Here is a 21404-nt window from a genome sequence, read left to right as displayed (position 1 = left end):
GCGCCTGATCCCTTAAGGTAGGGCGCCAAACGGATCAACCGGCCGGCCGCCTGGCCGTAGACCCAAGACGGATGACTATGAACCCGAATTTTCTCGATTTCGAACAGCCGATTGCCGACCTGCAAGCCAAGATCGAAGGGCTGCGCCTGGTGGGCAACGACAATTCGCTGAACATCAGCGATGAAATTGCCCGTCTGCAAGACAAGAGCAACACCCTGACCGAAAGCATCTTCGGCAACCTGACCAGCTGGCAGATCGCTCGTCTGGCCCGTCACCCACGTCGTCCATATACCCTGGACTACCTGGAGCACATTTTTACCGAATTCGAAGAGCTGCACGGCGACCGCCACTTCTCGGACGATGCCGCTATCGTGGGCGGTACCGCGCGACTGGATGGCAAGCCGGTCATGGTCATTGGCCATCAGAAAGGTCGCGAAGTGCGCGAAAAGGTCCGCCGCAACTTCGGTATGCCTCGTCCTGAAGGCTACCGCAAGGCTTGCCGCCTGATGGAAATGGCCGAGCGTTTCAAGATGCCGATCCTGACCTTCATCGATACCCCGGGCGCCTATCCTGGGATCGACGCTGAAGAGCGCAACCAGAGCGAGGCGATCGCCTGGAACCTGCGCGTCATGGCGCGTCTGAAGACCCCGATCATCGCCACCGTGATCGGTGAGGGTGGTTCTGGCGGTGCGCTGGCCATCGGTGTGTGCGACCAGCTGAACATGCTGCAGTACTCCACCTACTCGGTGATTTCGCCGGAAGGCTGTGCTTCGATCCTGTGGAAGACTGCCGACAAGGCCGCTGACGCTGCCGAAGCCATGGGTATCACCGCCGAACGTTTGAAGAGCCTGAACATCGTCGACAAGGTGATCGAAGAGCCGCTGGGCGGCGCGCACCGCGACCCGGCGAAAATGTCCGAAAGCATTCGTGCTGACCTGGTTCAGCAACTGGACATGCTGGGCAAGTTCGACAACGACGCGCTGCTGGCCCGTCGTTATGAGCGCCTGATGAGCTACGGCCTCTGACAGCGCTTGGGGCCGCGCTGCGGCCCCAGCGTTTTCGAATGATGTGAGGCGTCCATGATCAACCTCACCCCCTGGCTCAACGCGCCTGCCTGGCACATCGCCTTCTCCGGCGGCCTCGATTCCACTGTCCTTCTGCATTTGCTGGCCGATTACGCGCGCAGCCACTCCACGCCCCCGCTGCACGCCATCCACATCCATCATGGTCTGCAACCCGCCGCCGACGCCTGGCCAGCCCACTGCAAGGCAGTCTGCGACCGCCTGGGTATCGAACTCTCCATCGTCCACATCCAGGTCGCTCCCGGCGCGAGCCTCGAACAGGCTGCCCGCGATGCCCGCTATGCGGCATTCAGACGCATCCTGGGCCCCGGTGAGGTGTTGTTCACCGGCCAGCACCGCGAAGACCAGGCCGAAACCCTGCTCTTTCGTCTATTGCGCGGCGCCGGCTTGCGCGGCCTGGCTGCGATGCCCGCACAGCGCCAGTTGGGGCAGGGCAGCCTGGCCAGGCCGCTGCTGACGTGTTCACGCCAGCAATTGCATGACTATGCCCAAACCCACGGGCTGATCTGGATCGAAGACCCCTCCAACCGCGATACGGCATTCGCCCGCAACTTCCTGCGCAACGACGTCTTCCCCGTGTTGCAGAAACGTTGGCCGCAAGCCAGTCAGAACCTGGCCCGTTGCGCCGCGCACCTTGGCGAAGCGCAGGGGCTGCTCGATGAGCTGGCAGAGGGCGACCTGACAGCATGCGGGGAGGGCGCACCCAGCACCTGGCCGGGGTTGGACTCCCTCGATCTCGCGGCCCTCGCCGCCTTATCGCCGGCGCGCCAGCGCAATGCGCTGCAGCACTGGCTGTGCCAGCGAACGCGTTTGCCGGATACCCGTCATTGGGCGGGCTGGGCCGAGCTTCGCGATGCTGCAGTCGATGCCCAGCCCGTGTGGAAACTGACCGATGGGCAACTGGTGCGCAGCCACGGTCGGATCTGGTGGTTGAGTGGTGCTTGGTTGCAACCTGCCGTCGGCCCGCAGCGCTGGCGTCAGCCCCAAATCCCGTTGTCCCTGCCTGGCAATGGCAGCGTCCACCTGCAGGGGCGCCCTACGGGCGATCTGCATATCGCCTACCGTCAGGGCGGTGAAGTACTGGACGTGCCCGGCCGTGGCAAGCGCGACCTCAAGCGCTTGCTCAACGAACTGCAGGTCCCACACTTCGTGCGTCCGAGGTTGCCGCTGCTGTACGGCGGCGAGCGCCTGTTGGCAGTGGCCAACCTGCCCCAGCTCGGGCAGGCGGATTGCCAGTTGCACTGGCAGCCTCCGACGAACGCGCAAGGTTTGAGCTGAAGGGTACATTCCGGTAGACTACCCTCCCTTCTTGATACAACTTCTGTGGCTTCCTCGGAAACACAGCAGTTGCCGATTACCAAGCAGTTTTTTGCTGGGCTGATTCTTAAAATGACGAGCGAGCTCCATGCCGGGGATTCCCCTGGTCTGTACAGACGCGGCAGTTTTTCGAGATGCACTGTGATTGACGCAGGTGATCGGGGGCTTCGGCCTTCCTTCGCTTTCTCCGGCGGCGCTGGCCGCCTTAACGCAGACTTCTAGGGTTTTTCATGACGCGCTACATATTCGTCACGGGCGGTGTTGTTTCTTCATTGGGGAAAGGCATTGCCTCGGCTTCCCTGGCGGCCATCCTGGAAGCGCGGGGGCTCAAGGTCACCATGCTCAAGCTGGATCCGTACATCAACGTCGATCCTGGCACCATGAGTCCGTTCCAGCACGGTGAAGTATTCGTCACCCAGGACGGCGCCGAGACCGACCTGGACCTGGGCCACTACGAGCGGTTCATCCGCACGACCATGACCCAGAACAACAACTTCACCACCGGCCGTATCTACGAGCACGTGCTGCGCAAGGAGCGTCGTGGTGACTACCTGGGTGCGACCATCCAGGTCATCCCGCACATCACCGACGAGATCAAGCGCCGCATCATCAAGGGCGCCGGCGATGCCGACGTGGCCCTGGTGGAAATCGGCGGTACCGTGGGCGACATCGAGTCGCAGCCGTTCCTCGAGGCTATCCGTCAGCTGCGTGTCGAAGTGGGCTCCAAGCGCGCCATGCTGATGCACCTGACCCTGGTCCCGTACATCGCCACCGCAGGTGAAACCAAGACCAAGCCGACCCAGCACTCGGTCAAGGAACTGCGCTCCATCGGCCTGCAGCCTGATGTGTTGATCTGCCGTTCCGACCACCCGGTCGATGCCTCGTCGCGTCGCAAGATCGCGTTGTTCACCAACGTCGAAGAGCGTGCGGTCATCTCCCTGGAAGACGTCGACACCATCTACAAGATCCCGGGCGTATTGCATGCCCAGGGCCTGGACGACTTCGTCGTCGAGCGTTTCGGCCTGCAGTGCAATGGCGCCGACCTGTCCGAGTGGGACAAGGTGGTCGATGCCAAGCTCAACCCTGAGCACGAAGTGACCATCGCCATGGTCGGCAAGTACATGGAACTGCTGGATGCGTACAAGTCGCTGATCGAAGCGATGAGCCACGCCGGCATCACCAACCGCACCAAGGTCAACCTGCGTTACATCGACTCCGAAGACATCGAGAACCAGGGCACCAGCCTGCTCGAAGGCGCCGATGCCATCTTGGTACCCGGCGGTTTCGGCCTGCGTGGCGTGGAAGGCAAGATCACCGCCGTGCAATACGCACGTGAAAACAAGGTGCCGTACCTGGGTATCTGCCTGGGCATGCAGGTGGCGGTGATCGAGTTCGCCCGTAACGTGATGGGCTGGAAGGACGCCAACTCCACCGAGTTCGACCGTAACAGCGGCCACCCGGTTGTCGGCCTGATCACCGAGTGGGCCGATGCCACCGGTGCCGTCGAGACCCGCACCGAAGCGTCCGACCTGGGTGGCACCATGCGCCTGGGCGCGCAGGACTGCCAGATCGTCGCCGGTTCCAAGGTGCACGACTGCTACGGCAAGGACGTGATCACCGAGCGTCACCGTCACCGTTACGAGGTCAACAACAACCTGCTGCCGCAACTGATCGACGCAGGCCTGGTGGTTTCTGGTCGTTCCGAAGATGGCGCGCTGGTGGAAGTGGTCGAGTCGAAGGATCACCCATGGTTCGTCGCCTGCCAGTTCCACCCGGAGTTCACCTCCACCCCACGTGACGGCCACCCGCTGTTCAGCGGCTTCGTCAAGGCCGCTCTGGCACAGAAGAGCAAAGCCTGATCCAGGGCTTTGATGAGTTTTCCGACGGTAGAAACCGCGCAAAGCTCATTTCTCGGGTAAAGTACCGCCCGATCTGCCCCTGACCTGCCGGTCAGGGGCTGCTTCTGCCAGGCCTGCCTGCCGCATCTACGCCTGGCACAAGGCAAGAATTTCCTAAAGCTGCGTTGTTTTCGTCAATTCTGGAGTGCTTACAACAATGGCAAAAATCGTCGACATCAAAGGTCGTGAAGTTCTCGATTCGCGTGGCAACCCCACCGTGGAAGCCGATGTACTGCTCGACAACGGCATCATCGGCAGCGCGTGCGCGCCGTCCGGTGCTTCCACCGGCTCGCGCGAAGCGCTGGAGCTGCGTGATGGCGACAAGAGCCGTTACCTGGGCAAGGGCGTGCTGAAGGCCGTCGCCAACATCAATGGCCCGATCCGTGACCTGCTGCTGGGCAAGGACCCTTCGGACCAGAAGGCCCTGGACCGCGCCATGATCGAACTGGACGGTACCGAGAACAAGGCCAAGCTGGGCGCCAACGCCATCCTGGCTGTTTCCCTGGCTGCCGCCAAGGCCGCTGCCCAGGACCAGGACCTGCCGCTGTACGCGCACATCGCCAACCTGAACGGCACCCCAGGCCAGTACTCGATGCCGGTTCCGATGATGAACATCATCAACGGTGGCGAGCACGCCGATAACAACGTCGACATCCAGGAGTTCATGGTTCAGCCGGTTGGCGCCAAGACCTTCTCCGACGGCCTGCGCATGGGCACCGAAATCTTCCACCACCTCAAGGCCGTGCTCAAGGCCCGTGGCCTGAACACTGCCGTGGGTGACGAAGGCGGTTTCGCACCTAACCTGGCTTCCAACGAAGACGCTTTGGGCGCGATCGCCGAAGCCGTCGAGAAAGCCGGCTACAAGCTGGGCACCGACGTTACCCTGGCACTGGACTGCGCGGCTTCCGAATTCTACGAAGACGGTAAGTACAACCTGTCCGGTGAAGGCAAGTCGTTCGACGCCGAAGGCTTTGCCGAGTACCTGAAGGGCCTGACCGAGCGTTTCCCGATCATCTCGATCGAAGACGGCCTGGACGAGTCCGACTGGGCCGGCTGGAAGATCCTGACCGACAAGATCGGCGAGAAGGTGCAACTGGTCGGTGACGACCTGTTCGTGACCAACACCAAGATCCTCAAGGAAGGCATCGAGAAGGGCATCGGTAACTCGATTCTGATCAAGTTCAACCAGATCGGCTCGCTGACCGAAACCCTGGAAGCCATCCAGATGGCCAAGGCTGCTGGCTACACCGCAGTTATCTCGCACCGTTCTGGTGAAACCGAGGACTCGACCATTGCCGACCTGGCCGTGGGTACCGCTGCAGGCCAGATCAAGACTGGCTCGCTGTGCCGTTCCGACCGCGTTTCCAAGTACAACCAGCTGCTGCGTATCGAAGAGCAACTGGGCGCCAAAGCGGTTTACCGTGGTCGCGCCGAGTTTCGCGGCTAAGCAAGAGATGGTAAAAAGACAGCAGCCGAGGCTGTCGGAACTTTCGTACTGAAATTTCTGGCGCTTCATGCGGGTTTCTGTCGACGAAGCCTGGCCTCGGCCAGGCTTCGTGCTATTTGAGGCCTGCCTGTATGCGGCGGTCTTTTTAACCTGGATACCTTGATGCGCAGTCCCTATTGGTTGTTCCTTGTCCTGCTCCTGCTGCTCGGTGGCCTGCAGTACCGCCTTTGGGTGGGTAACGGCAGCCTGGCGCAAGTGGCCGAGCTCAAGCAGCAGATCGACGAGCAGCATGCCGAGAACGAGCGGCTGCTGGAGCGTAACCGCGTGCTCGACGCCGAGGTCCTGGAGTTGAAGAAAGGTATGGAGACCGTCGAAGAACGGGCTCGTCATGAACTGGGAATGGTCAAAGAGGGCGAAACCCTCTTCCAGCTGCCACAAAAATGATCGATACATTACCGGCTTTCTGGGCCGTGATTCCTGCTGCGGGTGTCGGTGCCCGCATGGCTGCAGACCGCCCCAAGCAATATTTGCAATTGGGTGGGCAAACCCTCCTCGAGCATAGCCTCGACTGTTTTCTAGGCCATCCGACGCTCAAGGGCGTGGTGGTCAGCATCGCTACGGATGACCCTTACTGGCCTGGCTTGCGCTGCGCCAGCGATCCACGCATCCAGCGTGCGACCGGTGGCCACGAACGTGCGGACTCAGTACTCAATGCCTTGCTGCTGTTGCACGCCCAAGGGGCGTCGGACAGCGACTGGGTGTTGGTGCACGATGCGGCGCGGCCGAACCTGGCGCGCACTGACCTGGACCGTTTGTTGTCGGAACTGGCGGACGACCCCGTAGGGGGGCTGCTGGCGGTACCCGCGCGGGATACCCTCAAACGTGCCGATGCCAATGGCCGGGTGAGCGCCACCGTGGACCGCAGCACCATTTGGCAGGCTTATACGCCACAGATGTTCCGCCTGGGGGCCTTGCACCGGGCCTTGGCGGAGTGCCTGGTGTCCGATGTGGTGGTGACCGATGAAGCGTCCGCCATCGAATGGGCGGGCCAGGCGCCGCGTCTGATCGAGGGGCGCAACGACAACATCAAGGTGACCCGGCCGGAAGATTTGGAGTGGCTCCGCCAGCGCTGGGCCAACCGCCACTGAGTTGCCTGTGCGAGGCCTGGAGGCTCAGCTGAGCCTCTCAAGCAACCCGATACGCTGGCAACTGCGCCAACCCTTCCTTCAGATAGTCCACCAGCCGCCGGACCTTCGGCGACAGGTGCCGCTGTTGCGGGTACAGTGCCCACACCGCCGTGTTCGGTGGCTGATGCGCTTCGAGCAGCGACATCAGTGCGCCATTATTGAGATGTTCCAGCACGTAATAGTCCGGCAACTGGCACAACCCCATCCCCAGCAACGCGGCATCCAGCACCGCTTGCCCGCTGTTGCAGCGCCAGTTGCCCTGTACCCGCTGGCTGATCTCGCGGCCATCCTGCTGCAATGCCCACAGGTCAGAACTGCCGACCAGGCAGTTATGCCGGGCCAGCTCCGACAGGCTGTGCGGTCGGCCATAGCGTTCCAGATAGGCAGGCGAGGCACACAGGTACATGCGCCGCGGTGCCAGGCGCGTGGCTACCAGCCTGGAATCGGCAAGTCGCCCCAGCCGCACCGCAAGGTCCATGCCTTCATGCAGCAGATCGAGCGTGCGGTTGCTCAGTTCCACTTCGATACGCAACTGCGGGTACTGCGCCATGAAGCGAGTGACCAGCGGCACGATGAACCGCTCTCCGTAGGCCACGGCGCACGTCATGCGCAGCAGCCCTTTGGGCTCGCTGGCCAAGTCGCCCATGGCACGCATCGCTTCTTCGCGACCGTCCTGCAGACGCTGGCAGTGCTGCAGGAATGTCTGCCCAGCTTCGCTCAGCGTGACACGGCGGGTGCTGCGATACAGCAGGCGCGTTTGCAGGCGTTCTTCCAGGCGGGCGATCTGCCGGCTGATATGTGAAGACGACACGCCCAAGCGCTCGGCAGCGGCGGTGAACTGACCTGACTCGGCCACCGCAACGAATTCGTCGATGCCTTCCCAGCGACTGCTCATCGATTATCCCTGTACAGCAATAATGTTTTGTCCTTGCTCGGATTATTAACCAAAACGAGCTGAATTACACTGCAAGCCTGAATTGTCCTTCTGTCTGGAGACCCTTGATGATCAAGTCCCGCGCTGCCGTCGCCTTCGAGGCCAAGAAACCCCTGGAAATCGTCGAAGTGGACGTCGCCATGCCCAAGGCGGGCGAGGTGCTGCTGCGCGTGGTCGCCAGCGGTGTCTGCCACACTGACGCCTACACCCTGTCCGGCGCTGACCCTGAAGGCATCTTCCCGTCGATCCTCGGCCATGAAGGCGGCGCTATCGTCGAGGCAGTGGGCGAGGGCGTCACGTCGGTAGCCGTCGGTGATCATGTGATCCCGCTGTACACCCCAGAGTGCGGCCAGTGCAAATTCTGCCGTTCGGGCAAGACCAACCTGTGCCAGGCCATTCGGGCCACTCAGGGCAAGGGCCTGATGCCGGACGGTACCACCCGCTTCTCGTACAAAGGCCAGCAGCTGTTCCATTACATGGGCACCTCGACCTTCTCCGAGTACACGGTGCTGCCGGAAATCTCCGTGGCCAAGATCCAGAAACAAGCACCGCTGGAAAAGGTCTGCCTGCTCGGTTGCGGCGTGACCACCGGTATCGGCGCAGTGCTCAACACGGCCAAGGTCAAGGCAGGTGACACTGTGGCCATTTTCGGCCTGGGCGGTATCGGCCTGTCGGCGGTGATCGGTGCGGTCAAGGCCAAGGCCTCGCGCATCATCGCCATCGATATCAACCCGGCCAAATTCGAAATCGCCCGCCAGCTGGGTGCCACTGACTGCATCAACCCGAAAGACTACGACCGCCCGATTCAGGAAGTGATCGTCGACCTCACCGATGGCGGCGTGGACTTTTCCTTCGAATGCATCGGCAATGTGCAGCTGATGCGTGCTGCCCTGGAGTGCTGCCACAAGGGGTGGGGTGAATCGGTGATCATCGGTGTGGCCGGTGCCGGTCAGGAGATCGCTACCCGTCCGTTCCAGCTGGTGACCGGCCGCGTCTGGCGCGGTTCTGCCTTCGGTGGCGTGCGTGGTCGTACCGAGCTGCCAAGCTACGTGGAAATGTCCGAGAAGGGCGAGATCCCGCTGGACACCTTCATCACCCATACCATGGGCCTGGAGGACATCAACAAGGCCTTCGACCTGATGCACGAAGGCAAGAGCATCCGCAGCGTGATCCACTTCTGAGGTCTGCCATGAGCCTGGATAACATCTCCTGCCAGAAGAGCTTCGGCGGCTGGCACAAGCGTTACCGGCATCAATCCAAGGTGCTGGGCTGCGACATGGTGTTTGCTGTCTACCTGCCACCGCAGGCCGAGCAGGACGCGAAGTTGCCCGTGCTGTACTGGCTGAGCGGCCTTACCTGCACCGATGAGAACTTCATGCAGAAGGCCGGCGCCCAGCGCTTGGCTGCCGAGCTTGGCCTGATCATCGTCGCGCCGGACACCAGCCCGCGTGGCGCGCAGGTGCCGGGCGACCCTGATGGCGCCTGGGACTTTGGGCTGGGGGCGGGTTTCTACCTCAACGCCACCCAGCAGCCCTGGGCCCAGCACTATCGCATGCATGACTATGTGGTGCATGAGCTGCCGGCACTGATCGAGGCGCACTTCCCGGCCTCTGACCGGCGCAGCATCAGTGGCCACTCGATGGGCGGGCATGGCGCGCTGGTGTGCGCCCTGCGCAACCCGGGGCGCTATCGGTCGGTATCGGCGTTTTCGCCGATCAGCAATCCGATGGATTGCCCGTGGGGTGAAAAGGCCTTCAGCCGCTACCTGGGTGACGACCGTGCGCGCTGGCGGGAGTGGGATGCCAGCGTGCTGCTGGCCGAGACGCCTGCGGGCGAATGCCCGCCGCTGCTGGTCGATCAGGGCGACCGGGACGACTTTCTCGCACAACAGCTCAAGCCTGAGGCGCTGGAGCAGGCGGCACGCAAGGGCGGCCATGGGCTGACTCTGCGCCTGCAGCCTGGCTATGACCACAGCTACTACTTCATTGCCAGCTTCATCGATGAACACCTGCGCCATCATGCGGTGGCACTGGGCAGGGTGTAAGGCTGCGGTCCAAAAGCCGCCCAACCACCTGCAAAGCAGGTAGAATCACGCCCTGACTCAATCAGGGCGTTTTTCTATGCGTATTGGCCACGGCTACGATGTGCACCGTTTCTGCGACGGTGATTTCATTACCCTGGGTGGGGTGCGTATCCCCCACAAATACGGCCTCCTGGCCCATTCCGACGGTGACGTGCTGCTGCACGCCCTGAGCGATGCCCTGCTTGGCGCGGCAGCGCTGGGTGATATCGGCAAACACTTCCCCGATACCGACCCGCAGTTCAAGGGCGCCGACAGCCGCGTACTGCTGCGCCATGTGGTCGGCATTGTCCAGGCCAAGGGCTGGAAAGTCGGCAACGTCGACACCACCATCGTTGCCCAGGCGCCAAAGATGGCCCCGCATATTGAAGCCATGCGCCAACAGGTCGCTGAAGACCTGCAGGTCGAGCTCGACCAGGTCAACGTCAAAGCCACCACCACCGAGAAACTGGGCTTCACGGGTCGCGAGGAGGGCATCGCCGTGCATGCGGTCGCCCTGCTGCTGCCAGCATGACCGAGCAGGACCTGCTGGGCCCGCGCGCCTCGGGTGATTCGCTGGGTAGCGCCGTGCTCAAGGCAGTGGCTGAAGACTTCCAGGTCGACGAAGTGCTGGACATCCCGTTGTCCGGCCAGGGCGAGCACCTGTGGCTGTGGGTCGAAAAGCGTGACCTCAACACCGAAGAGGCCGCTCGTCGTCTGGCCCGTGCCGCCGGTGTGCCGGTGCGCTCGATCAGCTATGCCGGCCTCAAGGATCGTCAGGCCCTGACGCGGCAGTGGTTCAGCCTGCATCTGCCGGGCAAGGCCGACCCAGACCTGTCGCGGGCAGAAGATGCCAGCCTGCGCGTACTCAAACAGGTACGCCACCAGCGCAAGCTGCAGCGCGGTGCCCACTCGGCCAATGGCTTCACCCTGCGCCTGACGGCCATGACGGCCGAGCATCAGGCACTCGATGCCCGCCTGGCATTGCTCAAGCAGCAAGGGGTGCCGAATTATTTCGGCAGTCAGCGCTTTGGGCATGCTGGCGGCAACATCCACGACGCTCAGGACTGGGCTGCGCGCAAGGCTCTGCCGGAACAGCGCAATGTGCGCTCGCGCCTGCTGTCTGCCGCACGCAGCTATGTGTTCAATCAGGTGCTGGCGGCCCGTGTTGCCGATGGCAGTTGGCAGCGTGCTCAGGTCGGTGACCTGTTGGCGTTCACCGACAGCCGTAGCTTTTTCCCTGCTGGCGAGCAGGAATGTAGCGATCCGCGCCTGGCCATTCTCGATTTGCACCCCACCGGTCCGATGTGGGGTGAAGGCCCGACACCCGCAGCGGGTGTGGCTGGCGAACGGGAGGCGGCCGTCGCCGCGCAGCATCCAGCGCTGTGCCAATGGCTTGCCGGTGCAGGCATGAGTCAAGAACGGCGCATCCTGCGGCTCCCTATTGGCGGCCTGACGTGGCATTATCCCGAGCCTGATATCCTGCAACTGGAATTCGTCCTTCCGGCCGGATGCTTCGCCACCGTCGTGGTGCGCGAACTCGTCGATCTGGTGCCGGCAGGGCAGACGGACAGCCCATGCGTATTCTGATTTCGAATGACGACGGTGTTACCGCACCTGGCCTCGCCGCGCTGCATGCTGCGCTGGCGGATTATGCCGAGTGCGTTGTGATCGCCCCGGATCAAGACAAGAGCGGCGCCGGCAGTTCGCTGACGCTGGACCGGCCGCTGCACCCGCAGACCCTGGCCAACGGCTTCATCAGCCTCAATGGCACGCCCACAGACTGCGTGCACCTAGGGCTCAATGGGCTGTTGCCCTATACGCCGGACATGGTCGTGTCGGGTATCAACCTCGGTGCCAACCTGGGCGATGACGTGATCTATTCCGGCACGGTGGCGGCTGCGCTGGAAGGGCGTTTTCTGGGGGGCACGTCGCTGGCGTTCTCGTTGTTGTCGCGCCTGCCCGACAACCTGCCAACCGCGGCCTATATCGCCCGCCGCCTGGTGGAGGCGCAATCGCGCCTGACACTGCCGCCGCGCACCGTGCTCAACGTCAATATCCCCAATCTGCCGCTGGAGCACATTCGGGGTATCCAGTTGACCCGCCTCGGTCACCGGGCGCGGGCTGCGGCGCCCACCAAGGTGGTCAATCCGCGTGGCAAGGAAGGCTACTGGATCGCCGTGGCCGGTGACGCCGAGGATGGCGGGCCGGGTACCGACTTCCATGCGGTGATGCAAGGTTACGTGTCGATCACTCCGCTGCAGCTGGACCGCACGTTCAACGACGCTTTCGAGCAGCTCGATGGTTGGCTGGAGGGCGTGCTCTGATGCGCGAACAGGACGATCTGCAGCGCCGTGGTATCGGCATGACCTCTCAGCGCACGCGGGAGCGGCTGATCCAGCGCTTGCTGGAGGAGGGGGTGTCGAACAGCAAAGTACTGGACGCCATTCGCCGCACGCCACGCCACCTGTTCGTCGATGAGGCGCTGGCGCACCGCGCCTACGAAGACACCGCACTGCCGATCGGGCACAACCAGACCATCTCCCAGCCGTTCATGGTGGCGCACATGAGCGAGCTGCTGCTGGAGGCAGGGCCGCTGGACAAGGTATTGGAGATCGGCACTGGCTCGGGTTACCAGACAGCTATCCTGGCCCAGCTGGTGGAGCGCGTGTTCTCGGTGGAGCGGATCAAGGTTCTGCAGGACCGCGCCAAAGAGCGCCTGGTCGAGTTGAACCTGCGCAACGTGGTGTTTCGGTGGGGGGACGGATGTGAAGGCTGGCAGGCGCTGGCCCCCTACAACGGCATCATCGTCACTGCGGTGGCGCCGGAAGTACCACAGGCATTGCTCGACCAATTGGCGCCGGGCGGTCGCATGGTGATCCCGGTGGGCCCGGCTGGAGAGGTTCAGCAACTGATGCTGATCGTCCGCGAGGAGCACGGCTTCTCACGGCGCGTGCTGGGGGCGGTGCGCTTCGTGCCACTGTTGAACGGCCCGTTGGCCTGATATCGCGGATTTTTTGCAGCGGCGACGAATTCTAGCCGCGCCGCCCTGTCTATCTGGCGGAGCATTGCTGACGAGCCTGCCAATGCGTCTGGGCTTGGTTATAATTGCAACATTATTGCATTTCTTGTCGTATTATCGATTTTCGGCACCATGAGGGGAGCGCGGGTGGGTCACACAGTCATTCGGCAGCGCAAGGATCGGTCGGGTTTCAAGCTTCTGGTGATTGCACTGGCCATGGGCACCCTGCTGGCGGGTTGCTCCAGCACCGGCTCGAGCGGTGCGCGCGTGGTCGACCGCAACAACGCGGCGCCCAAGCGGCCGACCGTGACCTCTGGGCAGTACATCGTCAAACCTGGAGATACGCTGTTCTCCATCGCCTTCCGTTATGGCTGGGACTATAAGGAGCTGGCCGCGCGTAACGGTATCGCTGCCCCTTATACCATCCGTCCAGGCCAGGCGATCCGTTTCAGCAGCGGCTCCACCGGCAGCACCACCGTGGTGTCCAACCCCTCATCGTCAAGCAAGACTACGGTCATTCGTCGCCCCGTGGGGACGACTATCACGCCTGCGGGGAGCGGCGGTAAAACGGCGTCAACAACCCCAACCACGGCTACACCGGTGGTTACCACGGTGCCCGCCGCAGAGCGTGCCGTTGGCGGCTGGACCTGGCCGGCCAATGGCGTGCTGATTGGAAAATTCGCTTCAAACGGTAGTTTGAATAAAGGCATTGATATCGCCGGTGATTTGGGACAGCCTGTTTTTGCTGCGTCTGATGGTGCGGTGGTTTATGCCGGGAGTGGCTTGAGGGGCTACGGCGAACTGATCATCATCAAGCACAGCGATACCTACGTCAGTGCCTACGGTCACAACCGCAGGCTTTTGGTTCGGGAGGGGCAGCAGGTCAAGGCAGGGCAGTCGATTGCTGAAATGGGGTCTACGGGCACTGATCGGGTGAAGCTGCATTTCGAGATTCGCCGCCAGGGCAAACCCGTCGATCCTCTCCAGTTCCTGCCACGCCGTTGATTGTTGTACCCGGCCTGTTCCTGTGATGTAGAGGGGACAGGCTCCAGCGATGCCAGGGATGCAGGCGTTGCTTGAGTCTGAGTTCGAACTCAGCAAAGGACTATAACAATGGCTCTCAATAAAGAAGCGCCGGAGTTTGACATCGACGATGACGTCCTCCTCATGGAGACGGGCATCGTTTTGGAAACGGATGTGGTGTCAGACGAACCTGCTGTACCGTCGGTTCGGACCAGAGCCAAGTCAGGCTCTTCGCTCAAGCAACACAAGTACATCGATTACAGCCGGGCGCTCGATGCTACCCAGTTGTATCTCAACGAGATCGGATTCTCGCCTCTGCTGTCGCCGGAAGAGGAAGTGCATTTTGCGCGTCTGTCGCAAAAGGGCGACCCCGCTGGCCGCAAGCGCATGATCGAAAGCAACCTGCGCCTGGTTGTGAAAATTGCCCGTCGCTACGTGAATCGCGGCCTCTCCCTGCTCGATTTGATCGAGGAGGGCAACCTGGGGTTGATCCGGGCGGTCGAGAAGTTCGACCCGGAGCGTGGTTTCCGTTTCTCGACGTATGCGACCTGGTGGATTCGCCAGACCATCGAGCGGGCCATCATGAACCAGACCCGCACCATTCGTTTGCCGATCCATGTGGTCAAGGAGCTCAATGTCTACCTGCGTGCTGCGCGGGAGCTGACACAGAAGCTCGATCACGAACCGTCTCCTGAAGAAATCGCCACCCTGCTGGAGAAGCCCGTCGCAGAGGTCAAGCGTATGCTTGGTCTCAATGAACGAGTCTCTTCGGTCGACGTTTCCCTCGGCCCGGATTCAGACAAGACCCTGCTCGATACCCTCACCGACGATCGGCCAACCGACCCGTGCGAATTGCTGCAGGATGACGACCTGTCGCAGAGCATCGATCAGTGGCTGGGTGAGCTGACCGACAAGCAGCGTGAGGTGGTCGTCCGTCGCTTCGGCCTGCGTGGTCATGAGAGCAGCACGTTGGAAGATGTTGGCCTGGAGATCGGCCTGACCCGTGAGCGGGTTCGGCAAATCCAGGTCGAGGGCCTCAAGCGCCTGCGCGAGATTCTCGAGAAGAACGGCCTTTCCAGCGAGTCGCTGTTCCAGTAAGCGATTACCCGCAAACAAAAACGCCCCGAATACCTCGGGGCGTTTTTGTTTGTGTCAGGCCTGCCGCTCGTGCCGTCATCGTGAGGGCCAAGCATTAAGTCCAACGCTACCCCAGATGCATTGCGTGTAAGCCTTTGCTTACTCGTGGTGTAAGCCATGCATGTAAGGAGTAGTAAATCATTGTCGTTTTCAGATCCGAAAAAATCGTAAGTAACTGAAAATAATGATTTTTTTTGATTTGTGGAAATGTGTCCCCGGTAACTTCCTGAGAGGTTTTGCAGTTGCCTGCGCCACCGAAGTCGCTAGTATTCGAACTGTGCACAGGGACATGCACAGGCTTTCAGGACGAAGGCCAAGGACATCGCAAGAAGCGATTCATCAGGATGATGTTTGGGACAATCAGGGACTACGGAAAAAATGTGGGCGGGTCAAACCGCCCCTTTTTTTTGCCTGCATAAAATGAAAAAAGGCCCGTTGTGGGCCTTTTTCGTATCCGAGCGATTAACGCTCCAAGTCGGCAATCTTGCCAGGCTTGCCGTCCCATTCCTCGGCGTCAGGCAAGGGGTCCTTACGCTCGGTGATGTTCGGCCAGATTTCCGCCAGCTCGGCGTTGAGCTCGAGGAAATTCTCCATGCCTGCAGGCACTTCGTCTTCCGAGAAAATGGCCTGGGCCGGGCACTCAGGCTCGCACAGCGCGCAATCGATGCACTCGTCCGGGTGAATGACCAGGAAGTTCGGGCCTTCGTAGAAGCAGTCCACCGGACAGACTTCCACGCAGTCGGTGTATTTGCATTTGATGCAGTTGTCGGTGACGACGAAGGTCATTTCTAGTTCTCTCCTCAGGCAACGGCGGCGGCCCTTCCTCTCAGGGCCGCGCGGTTTACAGGCATGTGGCTGCAGGCCAGGCTAATAACCTGCAGCACCAGCAAACCGCGGCGGATTCTACCAGCTTGTAGTGGGCGCCGTTATAACAGGTTCTTTAGTTGATATAGCATTTCGATAGCTTGACGCGGGGTCATGTCGTCCAGCTCCAGCTTACCCAGCTTCTCGATGGCCGGGTGGGGCAGGCTGGCAAACAGGTCGCTCTGGTGCGGCGCCTGCGGCTCACCCTTGGTCTTCTTGGCCGCCGGCAACTCATGCGGCAGGCTGCTGGTTTCCAGACGACCCAGGTGCTCGCGGGCACGCTGTATGACCGGGGATGGTACACCCGCCAGCTGCGCCACCGCCAAGCCATAGCTCTGGCTGGCAGGGCCCGGCAACACGTGGTGCAGGAACACGATACGCTCGTTGTGCTCGGTGGCGTTAAGGTGCACGTTGGCCACGAGCGGTTCGCTTTCCGGAAGTACGGTCAGCTCGAAGTAATGGGTGGCGAACAGCGTATAGGCGCGCAACTGTGCCAGGCGCTCGGCAGCCGCCCAAGCCAACGACAGGCCGTCGAAGGTGCTGGTGCCGCGGCCTACCTCATCCATCAGCACCAGGCTGCGATCGGTGGCATTGTGCAGGATATTGGCGGTTTCGCTCATTTCGACCATGAAGGTCGAGCGACCGCCTGCCAGGTCGTCGCTCGAACCGATGCGGGTGAAGATGCGGTCGACCAGCGACAGCTCGCAACTGGCTGCCGGGACGAAACTGCCGATGTGTGCCAGCAGCACAATCAGTGCGGTCTGACGCATGTAAGTGGACTTACCGCCCATGTTCGGGCCGGTGATGATCAGCATGCGTGTGCTGTTGTCCAGGCTCAGGTCGTTGGCCACGAACGGTGTGGTCAAGACCTGCTCGACTACTGGGTGACGGCCCTGGTCGATACGCAGGCAGGGTTCGTCGACGAAGCGTGGGCAGTTCAGGTCGAGTGTCAGCGCACGTTCGGCAAGGTTGCTCAGCACATCCAGCTCGGCCAGCGCAGCGGCACTGTCCTGCAGCGGCGCGAGGTGGCTGATCAGGGTTTCGAGCAGTGCGTCGTAGAGCATCTTCTCGCGGGCCAGGGCACGGCTTTTGGCCGATAGCGCCTTGTCCTCGAACGCCTTGAGTTCTGGCGTGATGAAGCGCTCGGCACCTTTTAGGGTTTGCCGGCGAATGTAGTCGCCCGGGGCCTGCTCGGCCTGTTTGGTGGGCAACTCGATAAAGTAGCCGTGCACACGGTTGTAGCCGACCTTCAGGTTGGCAAGGCCGGTGCGGGCTTTTTCGCGGGCTTCCAAATCAATGAGGAACTGGCCGGCGTTCTCGCTGATCGCCAGCAGTTCGTCCAGTTCGCTGTCGTAGCCGGCCTTGAGTACGCCGCCGTCGCGGATCACCGCTGGCGGGTTGTCGATGATGGCGCGTTCCAGCAGGCTGGCAAGCTCTGGGTAGGTGCCGGTGATCGCGGCCAGGCGTGCCAGGTGCGGTGCCTCCAGTTCGGCCATGGCATTTTGCAGCTCAGGCAAGGCACCCAGGGCATCTCGCAGGCGCGCCAGATCACGCGGTCGGGCATTGCGCAGGCCGATACGCGCCAGGATGCGTTCGATATCGCCGATTTCCTTGAGCTGCGGCTGCAGTTTCTCGAAGCGGTAGCTATCGAGCAGGCAGCGGATCGAGTCCTGCCGTGCCTGTAGTGTTTTCAGGTCGCGCAGCGGGCGGTTCAGCCAGCGGGTCAGCAAGCGGCTGGCCATGGCGGTCTGGCAGCGGTCGACCACCGACTGCAGGGTGTTGTCGCGCCCTCCCGCCAGGTTGATGTCCAGCTCCAGATTGCGGCGGCTCGCACCGTCGAGGATCACGGTGTCGTCAAGGCGCTCGTGGCGTAGGCTGCGCAGGTGGGGCAGAGCGGTGCGCTGGGTTTCCTTGGCGTAGGTCAGCAGGCAACCGGCGGCACCGATGGCCAGGGTCAGCTTGTCGCAACCGAAGCCCTTGAGGTCCTTGGTTGCAAACTGCTGGCACAGCGCCTTGCGCGCCGAGTCACGGTCGAAATCCCACGGGGCACGTCGGCGGGCGCCCGGGCGTTTTTCGGCGGGCAGGTCACGGGGCCAGTCGTCCGGGATCAGGAGCTCAACTGGATTGAGGCGTTCGAGCTCGGCCAGCAGGTTCTCCCAGCCTTTGATTTCCTGAACGCTGAAGTTGCCGCTGGTGATGTCCAACACTGCCAGACCGAACAGGCGTTCATCGCCCAACAGCGCTGCAATCAGGTTGTCACGGCGCTCGTCGAGCAGCGCTTCGTCACTGACGGTGCCGGGGGTGATGATCCGCACCACCTGGCGCTCCACCGGACCTTTACTGGTAGCCGGGTCGCCAATCTGTTCGCAGATCACCACGGACTCGCCCAACTTGACCAGTTTGGCCAGATAGCCTTCCAGCGAATGGAACGGAATCCCGCACATGGGGATCGACTGGCCGGCCGACTGACCGCGCGCGGTCAGGGTGATATCCAGCAGTTTCGCGGCCTTTTTCGCATCTTCGTAGAAGATTTCGTAGAAGTCGCCCATGCGGTAGAACATCAGCTGGTCCGGATGCTGATTCTTCAGCTTCCAGTACTGCTGCATCATCGGGGTGTGTGCGGAAAGATCAGACATTCAGGGCCTTACAGCGGGTGATCTGGTTGGCGATTATGAAACCCGCAATGGTACAGGCTTTTTCGCCGCGTTGCAGGGCAGCAAGGGCGTTCAATGCAATCGCTTGCGCCAGCCGGAGGACGCACGCACGCTTATAAAGACGGCTGTATTGCATTTCCTGTCGGCCAATTGCATTATGCACGTTATGCAAAAACGCAATGTAGCTTCAGTACTCAGAGAACTGCTCGACCGCCACGGCCTGTCCCCGACAGAGCTGCACCGGCGCACGGGCGTACCTCAGTCCACCCTGTCGCGCATCCTCAGCGGGAAGATCGTCGATCCTTCGGACAAACACGTGTCGAAGATCGCCGACTACTTTGGGGTAAGCACCGAGCAGTTACGCGGCCGTGCAGCACTTGGCGAATCACGTGAAGCGGCGCAACCCGCCCATGGCCATGCGGACCTCAGCGACATCAGCCTGTGGGACGATGAAACGCCCGTCGAGGACGACGAGGTGTCCGTACCCTTTCTTCGCGAGGTCGAATTGGCAGCAGGATCAGGAAGATTCGTCATCGAGGAAAGCGAGCGGGCGCGCTTGCGTTTTGGCAAGCGCAGCCTGCGCCATAACGGTGTGCAGTTCGACCAGGCCAAATGCGTGACCGTACGCGGCAATAGCATGCTGCCGGTACTGCGCGATGGCGCCACGGTGGGTGTCAATACTGGCAAATGCTCGATCGGTGACATCATCGACGGCGACCTGTATGCCATTAACCACAATGGCCAGTTGCGGGTGAAACAGGTTTACCGCCTGCCCATCGGCATACGCTTGCGCAGCTTCAACCGTGACGAGCACCCTGATGAGGACTACAGCTTCCAGCAGATGCAAGAAGAGCAGATCAGCCTGCTGGGGCATGTGTTCTGGTGGGGCATGTACGCTCGCTGACCACTCCTTCTTCTCAAGAAACCCGCTTCGGCGGGTTTTTTTTCGCCTAGAGAAAACTCCTACAACCCAGAGCGGGCAAGGCTTTCATGCATTTCAGCAAAATCCTTCGCATAGAAATGTGAAGAAATGCATTGACTGCATATGCATGAATGCATAGCCTGTGTCTCAAGCCGGACGTAAACCGGTTGTGACACAGGCAGCGATGAACAGGCCTCAACTGTTCAGAGGGTTGGCAACTGGCCCGGGTGTGCAGCGTAAAGCACCACGATCAGTTATCCGGCGGGCAGGTGGCCGCGGTCGGAGTCACTAATTTGCAGCGCAACCGCACGGCGTCACCAGTCGTGGCCGGCGGTTCGACAACGTATTACTGAAAAGCCTGGGAACCGGGCTTTTTGGAATACCGAGTTAACCCACAACCGACCTGCTGGCTAGCGCCGGCAGGCATTACACAGGAGACAGGACAGTGACGAACGAGCAACAAGCGTTGCTGGAAATGCCGCTCTGGCTGGTAATCGTCCTGGCATTGCTGGGCGGCCTCAGCGGCGAAATGTGGCGAGCCGACAAGGCCGGTGCCACGGGCTGGTCGCTGCTGCGACGGCTGGCGCTGCGCTCCGGGGCCTGCATGGTCTGCGGCGTTTCCACCGTGATGCTGCTGTATGCCGGTGGGCTGTCGATCTGGGCGGCCAGTGCGTTTGGCTGCCTTACCGCGGTGGGCGGGGCGGATGTCGCCATGCGCCTTTACGAACGCTGGGCCATCCGGCGGTTGGGGTTGCGCGACAACGCGTCTATCGACGAGCGATAAGGAGAACAGGCATGAGCGAACTGGCCACTTTACATGCGGCAGTGACCGCAATCATTCGTGAGGCTATGCCGGAGCTGGCGTCAGTTGATGCATATGCAACTGTCGCAAGTGCTCCTGAACGGCCGACATTGCGCCATGGCATCGTGCGCATGACGGCCGATACTGCACCGCGTGACGGCCGCTCGGTGCTGATCGCTACGTTCGAGGCAGACATCATCGCCGACAGCGCCAACCCCGAGGCTCGCCTGCAGGGTAGCCTGCTGGCCGCGCAACTGATGGACCTGCTGCGCCAGCAGCATTGGGCGCTGGAGTTTGTCGAAGCCAGCCGCAATGTACAGGCGCAGTTCGAAGGCAGTGCCTGGACGGTGCGCTGGGACCAACCGGTGCTGCTCGGTGAGCCGCGCTGGGACTGGCCGGACCAGCCACCAGGCAGCCTGATGCTGGGGTTTGCACCTGATGTGGGGCTGGGTAACGAAGGCCACTACATTACCCCGGAAGAGCTGTCATGAGTTACGTCAGTGCAATGCATGACCGCATGCTGGCCTGTCTGCTCATCCCCTGCCGGGTGGTGGCTGTAGACCTTGCCGCCGCCCGGGTGCGGGTTTCCGACGGCAGTGGCTGGACCAGCGCCTGGCTGCGCTGGCATGCGCTGGCCGCTGGCAAGGCCCGCCACTGGCGGGCACCCAGCCTGGGAGAGCAGGGTGTCTTGCTCAGCCCGAGTGGCGAGCCGGCCCAAGGTACGTTCATACCCGGCCTCTATGGCAATGCCGGCAATCCACCGGACCTGCGCGAGCATGCCGAAGTCTGGCAGTTCGACGACGGGGGCTCGCTGACCTACGACTGGCAGGCACGGCGTTACGACATCCAGCTGCCCAGTGGAAATGTCAGCATCAAGGTCGGGGCCAGCGCTGTGCAGGTCAACGATGGCGCGATCAGCCTGCAGGCGGGCGCTATCAATCTCACGGGCAACGTCGTCATCGATGGCCCGCTGACGGTACGCGGCGACATCAATGGCGGCGGCCGAATCATCGACACCGCCGGCAATACCGCCAACCACAAGCATTGAACCAGGCC

Annotated in this window: 21 protein-coding genes; 18 read left to right on the top strand and 3 right to left on the bottom strand. The window is 61.8% G+C overall.

Annotated features, from left to right (window positions below; all coding sequences use genetic code 11):
* Positions 1 to 77 precede the first annotated feature (77 nt).
* From APH34_RS16495 to ispD, 6 genes are all read left to right on the top strand, one after another.
* Positions 78 to 1025, top strand: a complete 948-nt coding sequence (locus APH34_RS16495; RefSeq protein WP_054902103.1) for an acetyl-CoA carboxylase carboxyltransferase subunit alpha — start codon at positions 78 to 80, stop codon at positions 1023 to 1025.
* A 54-nt stretch (positions 1026 to 1079) separates the two neighbouring features.
* Positions 1080 to 2360 (top strand): tRNA lysidine(34) synthetase TilS, encoded by a 1281-nt coding sequence (gene tilS / locus APH34_RS16490; protein WP_054902102.1) that lies wholly within the window; start codon positions 1080 to 1082, stop codon positions 2358 to 2360.
* Positions 2361 to 2629: 269 nt separating this feature from the next.
* Entirely contained in the window at positions 2630 to 4258 is a 1629-nt protein-coding gene (locus tag APH34_RS16485; protein ID WP_054902101.1) for a CTP synthase, read from the top strand.
* Between the two features lie 196 nt (positions 4259 to 4454).
* Positions 4455 to 5744, top strand: a complete 1290-nt coding sequence (eno, locus tag APH34_RS16480) for a phosphopyruvate hydratase (protein ID WP_027920020.1) — start codon at positions 4455 to 4457, stop codon at positions 5742 to 5744.
* Positions 5745 to 5906: 162 nt separating this feature from the next.
* Positions 5907 to 6188 carry a cell division protein FtsB gene (gene ftsB / locus APH34_RS16475; RefSeq protein WP_023534037.1) on the top strand — a complete coding sequence of 94 codons (282 nt, stop codon included), beginning with the start codon at positions 5907 to 5909 and terminating at the stop codon, positions 6186 to 6188.
* Positions 6185 to 6892, top strand: a complete 708-nt coding sequence (gene ispD, locus APH34_RS16470; RefSeq protein ID WP_054902100.1) for a 2-C-methyl-D-erythritol 4-phosphate cytidylyltransferase — start codon at positions 6185 to 6187, stop codon at positions 6890 to 6892. Before ftsB ends, ispD begins: the two co-directional genes overlap by 4 nt.
* Before the next feature lie 37 nt (positions 6893 to 6929).
* Here ispD and APH34_RS16465 read toward each other — a convergent pair whose 3' ends face one another.
* Positions 6930 to 7826 (bottom strand): LysR substrate-binding domain-containing protein, encoded by an 897-nt coding sequence (locus APH34_RS16465; RefSeq protein WP_054902099.1) that lies wholly within the window; start codon positions 7824 to 7826, stop codon positions 6930 to 6932.
* 107 nt (positions 7827 to 7933) lie between these two features.
* Here APH34_RS16465 and APH34_RS16460 point away from each other — a divergent pair, with 107 nt between their 5' ends.
* The 8 genes from APH34_RS16460 to rpoS all read left to right on the top strand — a co-directional run bounded on the left by APH34_RS16460 (position 7934) and on the right by rpoS (position 15067).
* On the top strand, positions 7934 to 9046 hold the full coding sequence (locus APH34_RS16460; RefSeq protein ID WP_054902098.1) for an S-(hydroxymethyl)glutathione dehydrogenase/class III alcohol dehydrogenase: 1113 nt from the start codon (positions 7934 to 7936) through the stop codon (positions 9044 to 9046).
* A gap of 8 nt (positions 9047 to 9054) precedes the next feature.
* Positions 9055 to 9909, top strand: a complete 855-nt coding sequence (gene fghA, locus APH34_RS16455) for an S-formylglutathione hydrolase (protein WP_054902097.1) — start codon at positions 9055 to 9057, stop codon at positions 9907 to 9909.
* Positions 9910 to 9985: 76 nt separating this feature from the next.
* Positions 9986 to 10459, top strand: a complete 474-nt coding sequence (gene ispF / locus APH34_RS16450; RefSeq protein WP_054902096.1) for a 2-C-methyl-D-erythritol 2,4-cyclodiphosphate synthase — start codon at positions 9986 to 9988, stop codon at positions 10457 to 10459.
* Positions 10456 to 11514, top strand: a complete 1059-nt coding sequence (truD, locus tag APH34_RS16445; RefSeq protein WP_054902095.1) for a tRNA pseudouridine(13) synthase TruD — start codon at positions 10456 to 10458, stop codon at positions 11512 to 11514. Before ispF ends, truD begins: the two co-directional genes overlap by 4 nt.
* Positions 11502 to 12251: a 5'/3'-nucleotidase SurE gene (gene surE, locus APH34_RS16440; protein WP_054902094.1), complete on the top strand. Its 750-nt coding sequence runs from the start codon at positions 11502 to 11504 to the stop codon at positions 12249 to 12251. The genes truD and surE overlap by 13 nt, the downstream gene beginning before the upstream one ends.
* Before the next feature lie 38 nt (positions 12252 to 12289).
* Positions 12290 to 12928, top strand: a complete 639-nt coding sequence (locus APH34_RS16435; RefSeq protein ID WP_177337033.1) for a protein-L-isoaspartate(D-aspartate) O-methyltransferase — start codon at positions 12290 to 12292, stop codon at positions 12926 to 12928.
* 165 nt (positions 12929 to 13093) lie between these two features.
* Positions 13094 to 13951 carry a peptidoglycan DD-metalloendopeptidase family protein gene (locus tag APH34_RS16430; protein ID WP_054902092.1) on the top strand — a complete coding sequence of 286 codons (858 nt, stop codon included), beginning with the start codon at positions 13094 to 13096 and terminating at the stop codon, positions 13949 to 13951.
* A 108-nt stretch (positions 13952 to 14059) separates the two neighbouring features.
* Positions 14060 to 15067, top strand: coding sequence for an RNA polymerase sigma factor RpoS (gene rpoS, locus APH34_RS16425; protein ID WP_008099655.1), 1008 nt, complete (start codon positions 14060 to 14062; stop codon positions 15065 to 15067).
* A 501-nt stretch (positions 15068 to 15568) separates the two neighbouring features.
* Here rpoS and fdxA read toward each other — a convergent pair.
* Positions 15569 to 15892, bottom strand: coding sequence for a ferredoxin FdxA (gene fdxA, locus APH34_RS16420; protein ID WP_054891051.1), 324 nt, complete (start codon positions 15890 to 15892; stop codon positions 15569 to 15571).
* A 140-nt stretch (positions 15893 to 16032) separates the two neighbouring features.
* On the bottom strand, positions 16033 to 18606 hold the full coding sequence (gene mutS, locus APH34_RS16415; protein WP_054902091.1) for a DNA mismatch repair protein MutS: 2574 nt from the start codon (positions 18604 to 18606) through the stop codon (positions 16033 to 16035).
* A gap of 184 nt (positions 18607 to 18790) precedes the next feature.
* Here mutS and APH34_RS16410 point away from each other — a divergent pair, with 184 nt between their 5' ends.
* The 4 genes from APH34_RS16410 to APH34_RS16395 all read left to right on the top strand — a co-directional run bounded on the left by APH34_RS16410 (position 18791) and on the right by APH34_RS16395 (position 21396).
* On the top strand, positions 18791 to 19528 hold the full coding sequence (locus tag APH34_RS16410) for an XRE family transcriptional regulator (protein WP_054902090.1): 738 nt from the start codon (positions 18791 to 18793) through the stop codon (positions 19526 to 19528).
* 463 nt (positions 19529 to 19991) lie between these two features.
* Positions 19992 to 20330, top strand: a complete 339-nt coding sequence (locus APH34_RS16405) for a phage holin family protein (protein WP_054902089.1) — start codon at positions 19992 to 19994, stop codon at positions 20328 to 20330.
* A gap of 11 nt (positions 20331 to 20341) precedes the next feature.
* Positions 20342 to 20839 carry a hypothetical protein gene (locus tag APH34_RS16400; protein WP_054902088.1) on the top strand — a complete coding sequence of 166 codons (498 nt, stop codon included), beginning with the start codon at positions 20342 to 20344 and terminating at the stop codon, positions 20837 to 20839.
* A complete protein-coding gene (locus APH34_RS16395) occupies positions 20836 to 21396 on the top strand; it encodes a phage baseplate assembly protein V (RefSeq protein ID WP_054902087.1) in 561 nt (186 codons plus the stop codon). The genes APH34_RS16400 and APH34_RS16395 overlap by 4 nt, the downstream gene beginning before the upstream one ends.
* Positions 21397 to 21404 lie beyond the last annotated feature (8 nt).

Source organism: Pseudomonas sp. NBRC 111131 (assembly GCF_001320525.1).
In the GTDB taxonomy this organism is placed as follows: domain Bacteria; phylum Pseudomonadota; class Gammaproteobacteria; order Pseudomonadales; family Pseudomonadaceae; genus Aquipseudomonas; species Aquipseudomonas ceruminis.
The sequence above is the reverse complement of the archived record's forward strand: the minus strand, read 5'-3'. Positions and strand labels throughout refer to the sequence as shown.